15 protein-coding genes and 1 riboswitch are annotated in these 15,073 nt (G+C 42.5%); of the genes, 6 read left to right on the plus strand and 9 right to left on the minus strand.

What is annotated here, in order from left to right; genetic code table 11:
* Window positions 1-24: 24 nt before the first annotated feature.
* The 5 genes from HGR01_RS20645 to HGR01_RS20665 form a co-directional block, all read right to left on the minus strand.
* On the minus strand, window positions 25-168 hold the full coding sequence (locus HGR01_RS20645; protein ID WP_168160969.1) for a hypothetical protein: 144 nt from the start codon (window positions 166-168) through the stop codon (window positions 25-27).
* Window positions 158-571: a DUF1636 domain-containing protein gene (locus tag HGR01_RS20650; protein WP_045870168.1), complete on the minus strand. Its 414-nt coding sequence runs from the start codon at window positions 569-571 to the stop codon at window positions 158-160. The genes HGR01_RS20645 and HGR01_RS20650 overlap by 11 nt, the downstream gene beginning before the upstream one ends.
* 20 nt (window positions 572-591) lie before the next feature.
* Window positions 592-768: riboswitch (cobalamin riboswitch) on the minus strand.
* 308 nt (window positions 769-1,076) lie between these two features.
* Window positions 1,077-1,571 (minus strand): hypothetical protein, encoded by a 495-nt coding sequence (locus tag HGR01_RS20655; protein WP_045870169.1) that lies wholly within the window; start codon window positions 1,569-1,571, stop codon window positions 1,077-1,079.
* A gap of 182 nt (window positions 1,572-1,753) precedes the next feature.
* Window positions 1,754-3,892 carry a pentapeptide repeat-containing protein gene (locus HGR01_RS20660; RefSeq protein WP_045870170.1) on the minus strand — a complete coding sequence of 713 codons (2,139 nt, stop codon included), beginning with the start codon at window positions 3,890-3,892 and terminating at the stop codon, window positions 1,754-1,756.
* A 54-nt stretch (window positions 3,893-3,946) separates the two neighbouring features.
* Window positions 3,947-4,291 (minus strand): hypothetical protein, encoded by a 345-nt coding sequence (locus tag HGR01_RS20665; protein ID WP_045870171.1) that lies wholly within the window; start codon window positions 4,289-4,291, stop codon window positions 3,947-3,949.
* Between the two features lie 456 nt (window positions 4,292-4,747).
* On the opposite strand from HGR01_RS20665, the gene HGR01_RS20670 reads away from it, so the two are divergent.
* On the plus strand, window positions 4,748-5,185 hold the full coding sequence (locus tag HGR01_RS20670; protein ID WP_045870172.1) for a hypothetical protein: 438 nt from the start codon (window positions 4,748-4,750) through the stop codon (window positions 5,183-5,185).
* A 298-nt stretch (window positions 5,186-5,483) separates the two neighbouring features.
* Here HGR01_RS20670 and HGR01_RS20675 read toward each other — a convergent pair whose 3' ends face one another.
* Window positions 5,484-5,921, minus strand: a complete 438-nt coding sequence (locus HGR01_RS20675; RefSeq protein WP_045870173.1) for an RrF2 family transcriptional regulator — start codon at window positions 5,919-5,921, stop codon at window positions 5,484-5,486.
* Window positions 5,922-6,540: 619 nt separating this feature from the next.
* Between HGR01_RS20675 and msrB the strand changes: the two genes are divergently transcribed.
* The 5 genes from msrB (at window position 6,541) to HGR01_RS20700 (ending at window position 10,892) form a co-directional block, all read left to right on the plus strand.
* Window positions 6,541-7,038 (plus strand): peptide-methionine (R)-S-oxide reductase MsrB, encoded by a 498-nt coding sequence (msrB, locus tag HGR01_RS20680; protein WP_045870494.1) that lies wholly within the window; start codon window positions 6,541-6,543, stop codon window positions 7,036-7,038.
* Window positions 7,039-7,151: 113 nt separating this feature from the next.
* The gene (gene egtC / locus HGR01_RS20685) at window positions 7,152-7,940 is read left to right on the plus strand and encodes an ergothioneine biosynthesis protein EgtC (RefSeq protein WP_045870174.1); all 789 of its coding nucleotides are present in this window, start codon (window positions 7,152-7,154) and stop codon (window positions 7,938-7,940) included.
* On the plus strand, window positions 7,915-9,153 hold the full coding sequence (gene egtB, locus HGR01_RS20690; RefSeq protein ID WP_045870175.1) for an ergothioneine biosynthesis protein EgtB: 1,239 nt from the start codon (window positions 7,915-7,917) through the stop codon (window positions 9,151-9,153). Before egtC ends, egtB begins: the two co-directional genes overlap by 26 nt.
* Before the next feature lie 483 nt (window positions 9,154-9,636).
* Window positions 9,637-10,620 carry a catalase family protein gene (locus HGR01_RS20695; RefSeq protein WP_052335171.1) on the plus strand — a complete coding sequence of 328 codons (984 nt, stop codon included), beginning with the start codon at window positions 9,637-9,639 and terminating at the stop codon, window positions 10,618-10,620.
* 107 nt (window positions 10,621-10,727) lie between these two features.
* Entirely contained in the window at window positions 10,728-10,892 is a 165-nt protein-coding gene (locus tag HGR01_RS20700) for a hypothetical protein (protein WP_155539204.1), read from the plus strand.
* A 338-nt stretch (window positions 10,893-11,230) separates the two neighbouring features.
* On the opposite strand, the gene HGR01_RS20705 is transcribed toward HGR01_RS20700, so the two are convergent.
* The 3 genes from HGR01_RS20705 to HGR01_RS20715 all read right to left on the minus strand — a co-directional run bounded on the left by HGR01_RS20705 (window position 11,231) and on the right by HGR01_RS20715 (window position 14,652).
* Entirely contained in the window at window positions 11,231-11,644 is a 414-nt protein-coding gene (locus HGR01_RS20705; RefSeq protein ID WP_045870176.1) for a heavy metal-responsive transcriptional regulator, read from the minus strand.
* A gap of 96 nt (window positions 11,645-11,740) precedes the next feature.
* Window positions 11,741-12,310, minus strand: a complete 570-nt coding sequence (locus HGR01_RS20710) for a cupredoxin domain-containing protein (RefSeq protein WP_045870177.1) — start codon at window positions 12,308-12,310, stop codon at window positions 11,741-11,743.
* Window positions 12,311-12,360: 50 nt separating this feature from the next.
* Window positions 12,361-14,652 (minus strand): heavy metal translocating P-type ATPase, encoded by a 2,292-nt coding sequence (locus HGR01_RS20715; RefSeq protein WP_045870178.1) that lies wholly within the window; start codon window positions 14,650-14,652, stop codon window positions 12,361-12,363.
* Window positions 14,653-15,073 lie beyond the last annotated feature (421 nt).

Here is a 15,073-nt window from a genome sequence, read left to right on the forward strand (position 1 = left end):
TTGTCATTTGTCATTTGTCATTTGTCATTTGTCATTTGGTAATGGGTAATTGGGTGTTTGGTGTTTGGTGTTTGGTGTTTGGTGTTTGGTATTGTCTCCCTCATCTCCCTCATCCCCCTCATCCCCCTCATCTCCCTTTCCCCAGTCCCCAATCTCCTCATCTCCCAATGGGGGGAATCTTCGCCAAAATCCCCTTTTTCAAGGCTGCTGGGCGTTCTGACCAGGGCAGTAAACCATCAGGCTTGCTGTAGTATTGACTAGCGCATTCCAGCACCGCAGATGCACAATCATCCACTGCCAAATCACCAAACAGATATGTAGTTTTACCTTGTGCAGCAAAGGCGACAACGCAGGAACGGTTACAAGCACTCATGCATTCCACTTGCTGAATGGGAAACTTATCTCGCAACTCCCAATCTTGTGCTAGAAATTCTAGTTTTTGTAATAGTTTTTCCCCACCACTCTCGCCTACACGCTTTCCTTCTTGCCAAACACTGGCACAGGTTTTGCAAACAAATAGAGTATGGGAAGATTCACCCAAATTACTCGCAGAAATATTCACAGCAGTCATCTGTACCTCGCAGATGTGAGAACAAAACAATCAACTTTGGTGGGCGTTCTGACTTACACAATTGAGAAATTGCGACTACAAAATCTTGCACATCTCAAATTGCTTCACAGTTGCGGGACAGTGCCGGATTTACACCGAACTTTCCCCGTTACCTCTGATGACTGATCCCCATCAGAACCAAGTGACCTGTTCGATCATACACAACTCTGCGCCCCTGTGTGTTCACTCTTTGAAAGTGCTGAGTTCTACAAAAATAAAAGACTAGTTACTCAACAAAAAACAGAACAATAATTTTGGAGGGGGTTTGGGGGACGCAACCGTCACCCAATCGGGGGTTTGGGGGAGAATCCCCCAATTCTGCTGGCTTGTTTAACAAGTATTAATCGCTAATGATCTTAACCCAAGCGTATTGAACCATACTGTTCATAGAGACTGTGTTGAACAACATAAAAAAATCCCACGCCTACAAGACTTGGGAATTTAGCTTTTATATTCAATTCAGTCATTAAAATCTTAAACCTACACCACCTTGCAAAGAAAAAGCAGTACCACCACCATTGCGGTAGGCATCAAAAGCGATAATCGCGTTACCAAAAAGTACAGTGTTGCTATTAGGAACTGTGTAATCAATTCCTGGTTGCAAAGCAAAACTAATCTTATTCCCCACTGGAGAAGGATCGTCACCACTAGCTAACGCCAATCCTGCACCCAAGTAGGCATCAGTTTGCCAGTTGATAGGGACATCGTAAGAAACCGTAGGCACAATTGCTGTACCATGACCAATCAAAGCTTGGGCACGAAAAGAAATCGGTGATTCTAAAAGCTTATAACGAAAAGCCACCACCCCACCAATTTGCGCCCCATCACTTAATCCTACAGAAGGGCCCACACCAACATAACTACCATAAGCAACTTGAGCTTGTGCTGGTTGACTGCTTGTAGCCATATTCAACAGCGAACTAGCGCCCAGAACTACAACCAAAGACCGGAGATGCTTCATTGCCCGTTTCCTCACACCATTTAAAATTTTAATGGCTCCTTTTAATACCTATGTTATCGCTGATGTTGGGCATTGGGCATAGGGCATGGGGCATTGGGCATTGGGTAATGGGTAATTGGTAATTGGGATTTGTTATTTTTTTGTCTCCCTCATCCCCAATACCCAGTCACCAGTCCCCAACCCTACGGACAACGCGGATGAATCCCGCCTTGGGTGCAAATGTAAGCAAGCTGTTTGGAATCTAAGTTTTTGGCTTGAGAAAAATCAACTCCTTGCACTACAGCAGAAACGGAACCTTTAGATGGTGTTTGGACAAATTCATCTGCTGGGTCTTGTTTGCTGGGTGAAAGAACTGCATTCTTAAAATCAGCACCAGCAACGTTTGCACCCCGTAAATCAACAAGGCTCAAATCAGCATTTTGCAAGTTGGCGTTTTCCATTTGAGCAGAACGCAACACTGCACCAGTCATCCGAGTAGCACTTAAATTCGCATTGCTGAGATTGACACGTTCTAAATCAGCGCCAGATAAATCTGAGCCTTGCCAATCGGTTTTGGTTAAGTTGGCATAGGATAACTGAGTGCCTATAGCTACTACACGACCTAAACGAGCAGCATATAAATCAGCTTCGTTGAGTTTGGCATCGCCTAAATCTGCCCCTGTTAAGCTAGCATTTTCTAATACTGCGCCACGCAAATCGGCTCCCACTAGCTGGGCGCTGCTGAGATTAGCATTAATTAAACGGGCATCAGATAAGTTGGCTCGGTTGAGAGTGGCGCGGCTCAAATCGCTACGGTTCAACATTACACGGCTGAGATTAGCATCGGTGAGATTGGCTTGCTTCATCTGCACCTGAGTTAAATCAGCGATGACATCGTCGTAGGTGTCCCAGCGTCCATCTTCACCAACACTGCGAAAACGACTGCCTTTAAAGCTAGCTTGATTGAGATTGGCAGATTTGAATTTAATTCCAGATAAATCAACGTTGTCTAAGACTAAGTTGAACGAGGAATTTTCTCCAGAACCGACGACACCTAATTGGCTGCGACTCAAATCAATGCCGTTGCTTTGACCACTGTAAACAGCGAGAATTTTGTTGATGGCTTTTTGATTGAGTTGTAATCTCTGGACTGCATTAGTACCTGCAGCTCCCATTTCCCCAGCAATAATTTGATTTTGAGTTTTTAGCTCAGGTAAAGCTTTAATCCCAATATTTGCCAAAGCTTGTTGTATTGTATCTACTAGCATAGGGTTGGTTTCTTTAACTAGTAGATCTGCTAAAAATTTAACTGCTTGGGGATCGTTGAGAGTACCCATAGCCACAATTGCACTGCGGCGTTCTTCAACAGTAGCAAATGAGCTAGAGTTCAGCTGTTTTACGAGTTCTAGAAACTGTTGGCCGTTGATTTGCTGCGATTTGCGCTGTGTTTCTTGAGTTTGGATGTAGACTTGAGTCCCGACTAAAGTGGTTAATACAGCTACCATACTCACCAGTGTGACACCCATCAATGTGAGATTAGGATTACGCCGAATTAGTGCCACTAGGGGATGTGCTGGTGTATTGTCTGATGCCGTGGCTCCTTGTTGATCATCCGCTAATGACTCAGCATCGCTGCTGACAGCGGCTTGACTTTCGCGGCTAGCATCTGAGAAGGAAGCTGGTAAAGGGCGAGTGGCATCTACTGTATGAGTACCTGCCAAAATATCATGTATTGCCCGTCGCCCATTTTTTGCAGGTAAGCCAATTCCTTCAGAGGCGATCGCTAATAAGGCCAAAACTGCGAAAATTCCTAAGTTAGGAAAAGCTAAACTATAGCGCCACAGCAGATAGGCTACAGATAACGGTACAGTCCAACGTCCTAGTCCTTCGCGGATTACCACAGCACCAAAACCCGGCGCTGTGCCTTGCTCGTTCACCACTTTAATCCCAAATCGACGTTTGGGAATGGTGCTACCTGTTTTTGCGAGTAAAAATAACTGCCATGTCGAAAGTGTCACAGGCCCTAATAAAGCTAGGCTCCACAAAATATTAGTGGGCCAAGCTACGTTACGAATACCATAGCTCACAGGTAAAGCCAAAGGCCTTGCGATCGCTCTTTCTGTTACCACTAAAACCGGATTCAGCGGTACACGGTTCAAATCACTTCTGGAATTGGCATACACTCCCAAGCCGAAGGGAACCAAACCACTGGCAACCACCAGCGTCATTTCTGTTGCCCAAGCTGCAAAGCGCTTGCTTAATAATGGCAGAGAACTCGATTTTTCTGGGTCTTTTGACCTACTAGATTGATTATTACTTCTCCTAACAATTGGGGTCGCCATCGTATAATTCCCTTTAACTTTATTTCACACCACTACGGGATCGTTACAAATAGACTATTTTTTCTGCTGAAAACTATTAGACACAAAAAATTTGTATCCAACATACACCAACACTGCCAATACTGCCAGGCTAATTACAGAAGCTACAAGTTTTAGTACTGTTTGCAACATTGCAATACCTACTACAGCCGTCACGCCTAAAAATACTATCTTTTTAGTTCCAGACAAGGTATTGAACCAGCTTTGCAATTTTGTTAGTTGCGAGTTTAAACTCTCAAAACTAAACTCAAATGGCTGTTTTTGTTTTTCTGGCTGGGAAACCTCTCTTGGGGAGGAATTAATCTCTGCCTCTAGGTTTTGGAGACGACGTTGCAAATCTTCATCAGGTTGAGGATTCATCTATCTTTTCTACCTCAGTTTATAAGCGGTTTTGTCTGTGATTTTAGCTAATGTATGTGTTTGCTAGACATTTTTAGTGAAGGCAGAGTATCTTTTTCTTAAAAAAGTACAGGCATAAATTTTTCAAACAGCTTCATGGCAAGGATTTCATGATTTATCATCGCTAATCCGGAAGTTCCGAAATAGTACGGGACTTGCCATAAAACAAGGATTGATCAAGAAAAATCATACTGGTAACTTTGGTATATCACTTACCAGCAAGTGTTATTTATTTACAAACACTTACTATGCAACGACTTTATAGTTTTTTCATCTTATTTAAGGTATATTTTTTTCTTAAAAAGATAAAATTTTATACTCTGTATTAGGGAACACAAATTTATTAGCATCGTCTAAAAACTTAGATTATGTTTAACAATATCGCTCGATCACAGTCGGGAGCATTAATTTAATAATATGAAAATGCACAGACTATTTACGGTTGTTCCCGCAGCTTTGGTGATGAATTTGGTTTTTACGGATGCTAATTTCGCCAAGAATCCCCCCAGCGTTATTAATGCCAACTTACGGACAGAGCCGCTAGTTTTAAATGGCAATTCTGGCGGTTCGGTGGCAAGTAATTGTGGAAATCTTCCCGATGAACCCAGCCAAGTTATCCAGGTGAAAGAGTCACTACCTTATTTGCGCGTTACAGTTGAGAGTGAAGGACAACCGACGCTGCTGATTAATGGCCCTGGAGGACGCTTCTGTATTCAAGCCGATAGTTACTCCGGTGGAAAAGCAGAGATGTCTGGTTTCTGGCCAGCAGGAGAATACTCTTTTTATATCGGTGAATCATCAAAACGACAGTATAACTACACACTCTCAATTTCGCAACAAAGACCGTCTAAATAAGACGGTTTTACTCACTGTTAGGATGTAGTTGTGAGTGCTGAGTGCTGAGTAAATAAGATTTGATTACAGAATAAAGCAGAAGGGGAACAGGATTCAATACTGCTCGGTTAAGGATTTTAAACTCTTAATTTGGTTTGGGGAAAAGGTGAAAGGGTAAGGGTTAAAGGTTTTTTCTTGCCCCTTTTCCCCTTCCCCTTTTCCCCTTAACCGACAAGTATTGGAACAGGATTTGTCGTTGACTTTTTCCTGTTCCCCTGCATCATTGAGAATTTATAAATAACTTGTTAATGGCTGTGGCTTAGATATAGTACATCAGTTCTTTTTCTCGGTGTTTGAGTCGTCGCTCACATAGGTCTTGCAAAGTATATTTTTCTAAAACCGCGTTAGCCGCCTGACGCGCTTCTTGCCAAATTTCGTTAATAATTTGAGTTTCTAGAGTTTTGGAATTTTGGTCAACAGTCGGTACTGCAGCATCTACTCCTTCAATACTGCTCCAAGCTTCTAGCAATGTAATTTTTCGCGGATCTCGCGCTAAAACATAGCCACCTTTGGCTCCGCGTATGCTCTTAATTAAACCTCTACGCCTCAAAGTTGCTAGCAATTGTTCTAAATAGCGGTTCGGTATATCTTGCAGCACTGCCATCTGCCGAATCTGTAGAGATTCACCACTAGGGTAACAACTAGCCAACTCTAACAGAGCGAGAAGTGCGTATTCAGATTTGTTAGAGAGTTCCACAGGCGTAATATCTTAATTTTATAGGATGTTTACTTACTGTTGACTTTTTTCTCAATATGTGAATCTAGAAGCTTAAAAATCAACTTTTAGTTGACCATTTTAATTTTAAGTTTAGAGACTCCCAATGATAGAAGCAATTATTTTTAGTTTTTATTTTAATAAATAAAAGTGATTGATAAATTTTAGGCTTTTCCAGTATAGCCGATTGGTAATGGGTAATTGGTAATTGGTGTTTGTCAAGGGTCAAAAGTCAAAGGTCAAGAGTAACTTATCCCCTTATCCCCAGTCCCTAGTCCCCATTACCCCTAATCCCCACTCCCTGCGGTCGTGGGGGCCCCGAGTTCCCCAATCACCAGTTTTGTTAAGATTGCCTGTTCTCGTTACAATGTATTTTTGAAACAAAATACAACAGAATGTTACAAAGCTACGAGGAGTTCGGTAAGTCCTCCTTGTATTGATTAACTTACCCTCTTCAAAAACTTTGTGGTTGAGTCAGTTATTTTCAGGCTCATACACCTAAATTGATATGATTCTGAGAGCATTTTCAGGTTGCTATCAGGGTTAATTCAGGGTTATGGCTGATATTAGTGAATCAACAGGCGAAGTTGGTAACAGGGTAATGAAAAGGCGATATCTTCTAGAAGCTGGTGCCGTTATGTTTGGCACAGTATGGTTATCAAATTATCTACTTAGGAAACCAAAAGTTATGACAGCTGCAAAGAATAATGAATTTGAAATCGCCAAAACTGAGGAAGAATGGCGCACAACGCTGACACCAGAACAGTTTCGGGTGCTGCGTCAACATGGTACGGAACGCGCTGGTACAAGTCCTCTCGATAAGCAATATGCGGCGGGGGAATACCTGTGTGCAGGGTGTGATTTACCCTTATTTACCTCAGAAACCAAATTTAACAGTGGTACTGGCTGGCCCAGTTTTTACAATCCTATTGAAGGTGCGATCGCTACTACTGTAGATAAATCGTTTTTTATGACGAGAGTTGAAGTGCATTGTAGCCGATGCGGTGGACACCTGGGTCATGTATTTAATGATGGCCCTAAACCCACTGGTAAGCGCTACTGCATGAATGGTGTAGCTTTAAAGTTTGTTGCTAGCTAATCGGCTATTGTGATGATGGAACCGAAATAAAGCAAGCATTGGGGCTATTTAGTGGTCACACAAGTGTCGCCACTAATTATAATCAAGTCGCTGAGTACTGAAGATTCAATATTATGTGCCGTTTACTTGCTTACCTCGGTTCGCCAATTTCTTTAGAACGCTTACTATACACACCAGAACATTCCTTGATTGTGCAGAGTTATCAGCCTCAGGAAATGATTTCTGGAGTGGTCAACGCTGATGGCTTTGGAATTGGTTGGTATCATGCTCAAAAGGATACCGAACCATTTATCTACAAACATATTTTGCCGATTTGGAATGACCAAAATCTGCCACATCTGAGCCGCTATGTGGAATCAGGGCGGATTTTGGGCTATGTGCGTAGTGCGACAACAGGCCAAGCTTTAGATTTTAGTAACTCTCAGCCATTTCAGTATCAGAGGCTGTTATTTACTCATAATGGCAGAATTGAGAATTTCCGCCAGACGTTATATAGACCGATTCGCAATCAACTCAGCAATGAGATTTATCAATCAATTAAGGGAAGTACAGATTCAGAGCATATCTTTGCTTTACTGTTAAATCAGTTGCAATCTCACCCGGCTAAGACTCCAGAACAGGCTTTACACATCACATTACTTCACTTGTTGGAATTAGCAGCCGAGTATGAAAGTGATGTTTCTGCCAACATCATTTTAAGTGATGGCGATCGCCTAATTGCTTGTCGCTTTAGTAGTAAATCACCTGCGCCTTCTCTTTACTGGTTAGAGAATGATTCAAATTTCCCTGAATCGGTAATTATTGCTTCTGAACCGATATTTAATGGTAATTGGACAACTTGCCCAGAAAATAGCATCATCAGTGTGGGAGAAGACCGTGTTATCCAAGTTGAGCATATCTAGTGTCAGAGAAGATATTATTCTTGCGTTTATTGAATGTCGCACGAAAACTCTGACACTGTTTGAGGGTATGGATAGACAGACATTCTGTCATCAACCCCATCCAGATTTTAGCCCTGTTGGTTGGCACTTAGGTCATATTGCTTACATTGAATCTTTGTGGTTGCTAGAACACATTGCAGGTTTACCATGTTTGTTTCCGCAATACTGTCAGCTGTTTGCAGCTGATGGTTTACCCAAAGCCAAGCGTGTGGAATTACCTGATTTAGGGGAAATTCTTAATTACCTAGATACAGTCAGAAGCAAAGCTTTAGATATCCTCAAAGTCGCTGATGTTGAGCAACATGAACGGCTGTGGCGCTTTTTAATTCAACACGAAAGCCAACACTGTGAAATTATTAGCATGGTGTTGGAATTAACAAAACTTCCTTTAAATAACTCACTTTACCTTGATGCTGTTAGTCCAGCTGCGCCTCATAACCTGGAAGAAATGATTCAAATTCCTGCAGGTGAATTTGAACAAGGTAACAACTCTATTGAGGCGCTAGATAACGAATCTTTGGCACATAACGTATATTTAGACACCTATTATATTGACCGTTATCCTGTCACTTGTAGACAATATCGCGCATTTATAGAGGCTGGCGGCTACCAAAATCCTCAGTGGTGGTCAAAGGCTGGCTGGGAGTGGTTACAAATAGAGCAGGTAACTCAACCGCTATACTGGCAGGGAAATGTTACCTGGGATAATCACCCGGTTTGGGGCGTTAGCTGGTACGAAGCAGAAGCCTATTCACGGTTTGTCGGGAAGCGGCTACCCACAGAAGCCGAATGGGAAAAAGCAGCTAGGCGGAATCCCCAAGCACCAGCATTAACTGAGAATTGTAATTGCGATCGCTTAATTGGTAAAACTACCCCTGTTGATGCTTATCCTGGTGGACAAAGCGCCTATGGTTTATACGACACTTTGGGTAATGTCTGGGAGTGGACAGCTACTTGGTTTGATGGCTATCCAGGATTTAAAAGTTTCCCTTACACAGGTTATTCCCAAGTTTATTTTGACCAGAAACATCGCGTATTAAAAGGCGGTAGTTGGGTAACACGTCCTTGGGTACTGCGCCCTAGTTTTCGCAGTTGGTATTATCCGAGTGTACGTCAGGTTTTTACGGGGTTTCGCTGCGCTGTTAGTAATATACAGAACTTTTGTAGTAAGTGAGGGACATCATGAGTAATGAGTAATGAGTAATGAGTAATGAGTAATGAGTAATGAGTAATGAGTAATGAGTAATGAGTAATGAGTAATGAGTAATGAGTAATGAGTAATGAGTAATGAGTAATGAGTAATGAGTAATGAGTAATGAGTAATGAGTAATGAGTAATGAGTAATGAGTAATGAGTAATGAGTAATGAGTAATGAGTAGGAAATTTACTTATTACTTTTTCAATTAGCTGCTGTACCTCATAAACGTCGAATCTGCTGTATAAAAGTAAATTTGGTTTGGGGAAGAGGTTCTTTTTTCTCTATTCCCTAGACAAAATCTTTGATTGTTGAAGAAATTCCGTACATTCATAGCTGAAGTTTAGCCTAGATAATGCCCATTAAAACTATGATATAGCGGGCATTATTCACCCCATGAATATTTCAAACACCAAAATATTCATCCTATATAGTGATTCTAAATCTTTCAAGAAAATCACTATGAGTCAAGTATCTAATAGTGAAATCATTGACCAAATTGTTGCAGGTGCTGTTCAGGATCAAGCTGCTAAAGCACCAGGCTTACGTCAAGCTCATGCGAAAAGTCATGGTTGTGTCTGGGGTGAGTTGGCGATCGCAGATAATATTCCTGAGAATCTGCAAGTTGGTATTTTCAGCAAGGTTAAAACCTACCCCATCTGGGCAAGATTTTCTAATGCATCTGGCCCCTTAAGTCAAGGACAACTGCAATCTGACAAGAACCCCGATGGTAGAGGCTTTGCAATTAAAGTTCTCCAGGTGGAAGGTAAAAAGGTGTTAGAAGATGAACCTAACGCTCAAGATTTTGTGCTGATCAATCATCCTGTTTTCTTTGTGCGAGAGGCTCAAGATTATATTCGTCTAGCAGAAGTGACAGCTGGTAAACTTCCCCCAGAAACCTTAGCGTACGAGTTTGGGATTTTGCAACAAATTGCTGGGAAGAAAACTCTCAATCCTTCAGAAATTCAGTATTGGAGTGCTACACCCTACCGTTTGGGAACCCAGGCGATTAAATTTTCTGCAAAACCGCAAGTTATAAATACTGCTGATTTACCTATCCCAGATTCTGATCACTATTTGCGCGCAGCTTTAGTCAATACTCTGACTATAGAAAAGCGGGATGTTTATTTTGATTTCTTGATTCAACTACAGTCTGATAGCGATCCCAAATGGGTTGATGATCCTACCCTCCTTTGGGATGAAAATATCTCTCCATATATTAAAGTAGCAACTATCAAAATTCCGGCTCAGGAATTTGATAATAGCGATCGCAAACAGTTCGATGAAAGTCTTTCTTTTACGCCTTGGCATACTCTACCGGAACATGAACCGTTGGGTAGCGTCAATGCTTCTCGGTTGAAGTTATATAAAACTATTGCCCAGAATCGCCGGGAACACAATCAACAGGTGATTACTGAGCCACAACCCTACGCCATACAATCATAAATTTCCGCAATAATACTGGGGTTGCTCAAAAAGTGATTACTCTGAACATAAGAGTAATCACTAATAATTACTGCAAATAAAAATAGCCCCTTTTGGGGGCTTTTGATTTGGTACATGTTCTTCTGAGAGAATTTGACGATAATTCAGGTTTCGGTATAAGTAGTTCTGTATATGTCCCTATAGTAGCAGCTCAATTAGGAGATGCTAAGGGCGATCGCTTACTCTTCAAATTAACTTCATCAAAACTGCACAAGAAGAATACATACCGCTAAACTAGACGACATTGAGCCAAAAATCAGCAGTAATGATTTTGCCATTGCGATTAAACTGCCCATACGTGTCAACTTAAGCTAAAAGCTATATAGGGCGGGCGTTGTACAAAAACCCTCGCCCTCATCCCCTAACCCCTTCTCCCGCAGGAGAAGGGGAACTAAATCTCTGGCTCCCTTCTCCCTGCGGGAGAGGGGCTGGGGGTGAGGGCGAAACCTTACAACCAAGAGGTTTTCACGTTAAGTTGACACCAATGGGCACTGCCTTGCCCCTACCTGCGTACCTTATTTACCTGAAATACGCTGTATATTTTTACTTGAAAAATAACCGCTAAACTTATTTATTGATGTTCAATAATTGGGCAAATAGTCTCCTGATTATTATCAGGTTTAATTTCCCATCCAGACAGCAAACCAGATAATTCTTGTCTCAAAATCATTAATTGCTGAATTTGTTCATCAATGGCTTTTACCTTTTGCTCTAGTTTAATTTTGATATGCTCACAAGGTAAGTTGCCACTATCATGAACATTGAGAAATTCTTTAATTTCCGATAAGCTTAATCCCAAGCTTTGAGCACGTTTAATAAAGTGTAATCTTGCCAAAACATCAGCGCTAAATAATCGAAATCCGCCTTCTGTTCTGCCTGATGATTGGAGTAAGCCAAGTTCTTCATAGTAACGAATGGTTTTAATTGGTACGCCACTTTCTTTGGCAACTACACCAATTTGTTTTCCTTCTGCTTGGGCTAACATATTGACCACACCCTCAACAAGATATGATTGCTGATTTTATACTAAACTCTCCAGTTAACTGGAGAGTCAAGCATCAAAAGTATCATTTCATCAAGCTCATGAGAAACTCAGTTGAGTAGAAGCAGTTTCTGCACTAGCTGCTGCGGCTTGAACTGCGATCGCACCACGAAACATATTCATTCCACAAGTGAAAATATACTCACCTGGCTGTTCGGGTGTAAATTCTACAGATGTGACTTGATTCAGCGGTAAATCTGCGGCGATGCGAAAGTCTGGAATTAAAACTTGCTCTAAACAACTGCTGGGATCTATGCGTGCAAATTTCAATCGGACTGGTTTCCTGGCTTGCACTACAATGCGGCTGGGATCATATCCGCCGTCAACAGTAACGGTTACTTCCTGAATATTCTCATCCGTTGCAACTGCTTTCTGAGACTTTGGTTTACTCAGCAAGAACCACCAAAGTTCTAAGCCAACTAATCCCAATCCGCCGAGAGTGACGGCTATTTTATTACCTAAAGGCTGATCGATACGTTGAAATTGATTAGTTTGGATTGTTGGTGATGAATGGGTTTCATGGGATGTTTGGGCAACAGCTTTACCTGATGCAACTCCGATTACAATGCCTAAACTAGCTATAGTACTGATGAGGGTTGTTTTGTTCATAAGGTGAGAATGGGGAAGGGGGAAGGGTGAATGGGGAAGGGGTTATTTCTTTAGCTGAGGGTTTTAGGGTAGAAGTTGCGTAGGCGTAGGGCGTTGGTGACTACGGAAACTGAGCTAAATGCCATTGCTGCACCGGCGATAATGGGGTTAAGTAACCAACCGAAGAAGGGGAAGAGAATTCCGGCGGCGATGGGAATACCAGCAACGTTGTAAATGAAGGCGAAGAATAAATTTTGGCGGATGTTGCGAATGGTGGCGCGGCTGAGTTGAATTGCTGTGACTATGGCTTGTAAATCGCCAGAAATTAAGGTGATATCACTAGCTGCGATCGCAACGTCTGTACCTGTGCCAATTGCTATTCCCACATCGGCTTGCGCTAAAGCTGGTGCATCATTAATACCATCACCAACCATCGCCACAATTGAGTGCTGAGTTTTTTCTCTGCTTCTCTGCTTCTCTGCTTGTAAAGACTTAATCACCGCCGCCTTTTGATCGGGGCGGACTTCGGCTAAGACTCTGGTAATACCGACTTCACGGGCAATGCTTTCGGCGGTGCGTTGGTTGTCGCCTGTGAGCATGACTACTTCTAAACCGAGTTTTTGTAATGCTCTCACAGCTTGGGGTGATGTGGGTTTAATGGCATCAGCTATCCCCATGACTGCTTTGATTTCGCCGTCAACTGCTAACCAAACAGCGGTTTTACCCAGGTATTCTAAGCGTTCTTTGTCTGATTGCAAGGCTTGAGTGTTAATACCCAATTCTTCCATCCAGCGTTGTGTCCCAATTTGCACCAATCTGTGAGCAACAGTACCTTGAACACCACTACCTGCGATCGCAGCAAAATTCTGTACAGAGGCAATTAATTGTGTCTGTTGAGTTTCGGCATAGCGTACAACTGCTTCTGCTAAAGGGTGTTCGGAATTGCGTTCTACGGAGGCGGCTAGTTGAATCAGCTGCATTTCGTTGCCGTTAACTGTGCCGTTGACTGTGACAAAATCTGTGACTGTGGGTTTACCTTGGGTAATTGTGCCTGTTTTATCTAAGACAATGGTTTGAATTTGATGTGCTAGTTCTAAGCTTTCCGCGCCTTTAATTAAAATGCCGTTTTCTGCACCTTTACCAGTACCAACCATGACTGAGGTAGGTGTGGCTAAACCCAAAGCACAAGGACAAGCAATAATTAACACCCCTACTGTAGTCATCAACGCCAAGGTAACATTACCCATGATGTTGTACCAAATTATGAAAGTGAGAATTGCGATCGCAATTACTGCCCGGACAAACCACCCGGTAACTTGGTCTGCTAATCTTTGAATGGGAGCTTTTGAGCCTTGAGCTTGCTGCACTAGTTGCACAATCTGCGCCAGTACGGTATTTGCACCGACTCTGGTGGCGCGGAACTGAAAACTACCAGTTTTGTTGATGGTTGCACCAATGACTTCATCCCCTGGTTGCTTTTTCACCGGGACACTTTCACCAGTCACCATCGCTTCATCAACTGTGGATGTGCCCTCAACTACCTCACCATCAACGGGAATTTTCTCCCCAGGACGAACTAGCACCACATCACCAATTTGCACTTGCTCAATCGGTACATCGACTTCTCGCCCATGACGAATTAACCGCGCAGTTTTCGCCTGTAAACCTATTAGCTTGCGGATAGCTTCTGAGGTTTGTCCTTTGGCGCGATTTTCAAATAGTCGCCCTAATAAAATTAAAGTAATGACAATCGCTGCAGTTTCATAATACACATCTGCTCTCAAACCCTGAGCAATGAAAAAGCTAGGAACTAAGGTGGCAAATAGGGAATAGAAATATGCGGCACTAGTACCTAAAGCAATTAATGTGTCCATTGTCGCAGCATGGCGCTTTAAGGCTTTCCAGGTATTAATGTAAAAGGAATAACCACACCAAAACTGTACAGGAGTTGTCAACACTAATTGCAGCCAAGGGTTATGCAACCATGTAGGAATAAAAGGCAGGTTTAACCCTGTCATCATTGGTAGTGAACCAATTACCAACACAGCGCTCATAATCCCGCCTACCGTCACCTTACGCTGCAAATCGCGGGATTCCTGCAGGCGATGTCGCTTTTCCTCATCATCTTCTCCCGCCATCAAGTTTTGTTCTTGTAGCGGGGAGGCTGAATAACCAGCTGCATCCACTGCGTCTTGGATAGCTTGTAAATCTGTTCTTTTGGGGTCATAATCAACAGTTGCCTGTTCTGCCCCAAAATTCACATTACATTCATTCACCCCAGGGACAGCACGAATCGCATCTTCTACACTTCTGGCACAAGAAGCGCAACTCATCCCGCGCAGCTTCAATGTGGTATTCTTCATTTGCAGACTCCAACTATCAGGTTCAAGACTGCTTTTATCTTGAATCCTCCAGTGAACTGGAGTGTCAAGGCCTGGGGGGAATTCAAAATTCAAAATTAATAGTAGCGACTGTAGTAGCGTGTCTAGACCAAAGTAGTGCATTAGGTGGGAAAAAATTAACCGCAGATAAACGCAGATATAGACGCGCAGCGGCTTCCCGCAGGGTACGCTGATAAAATTAATCTCTATTGCAACATTTAAGCCTAGACACGCCACTACATTAATTCTGCGCGATCGCATACTATTTATTGTTGTCTTCTATCCTGGGATCTTCGTCAGGGCACGGCACCGATAAGATTACTGTCAATACTTGTCGGTTAAGGGGAAAAGGGGAAGGGGAAAAGGGGCAATAAAAAACCTTTAACCCTTACCCTTTCACCTT

Source organism: Tolypothrix sp. PCC 7712 (assembly GCF_025860405.1).
Classification (GTDB): domain Bacteria; phylum Cyanobacteriota; class Cyanobacteriia; order Cyanobacteriales; family Nostocaceae; genus Aulosira; species Aulosira diplosiphon.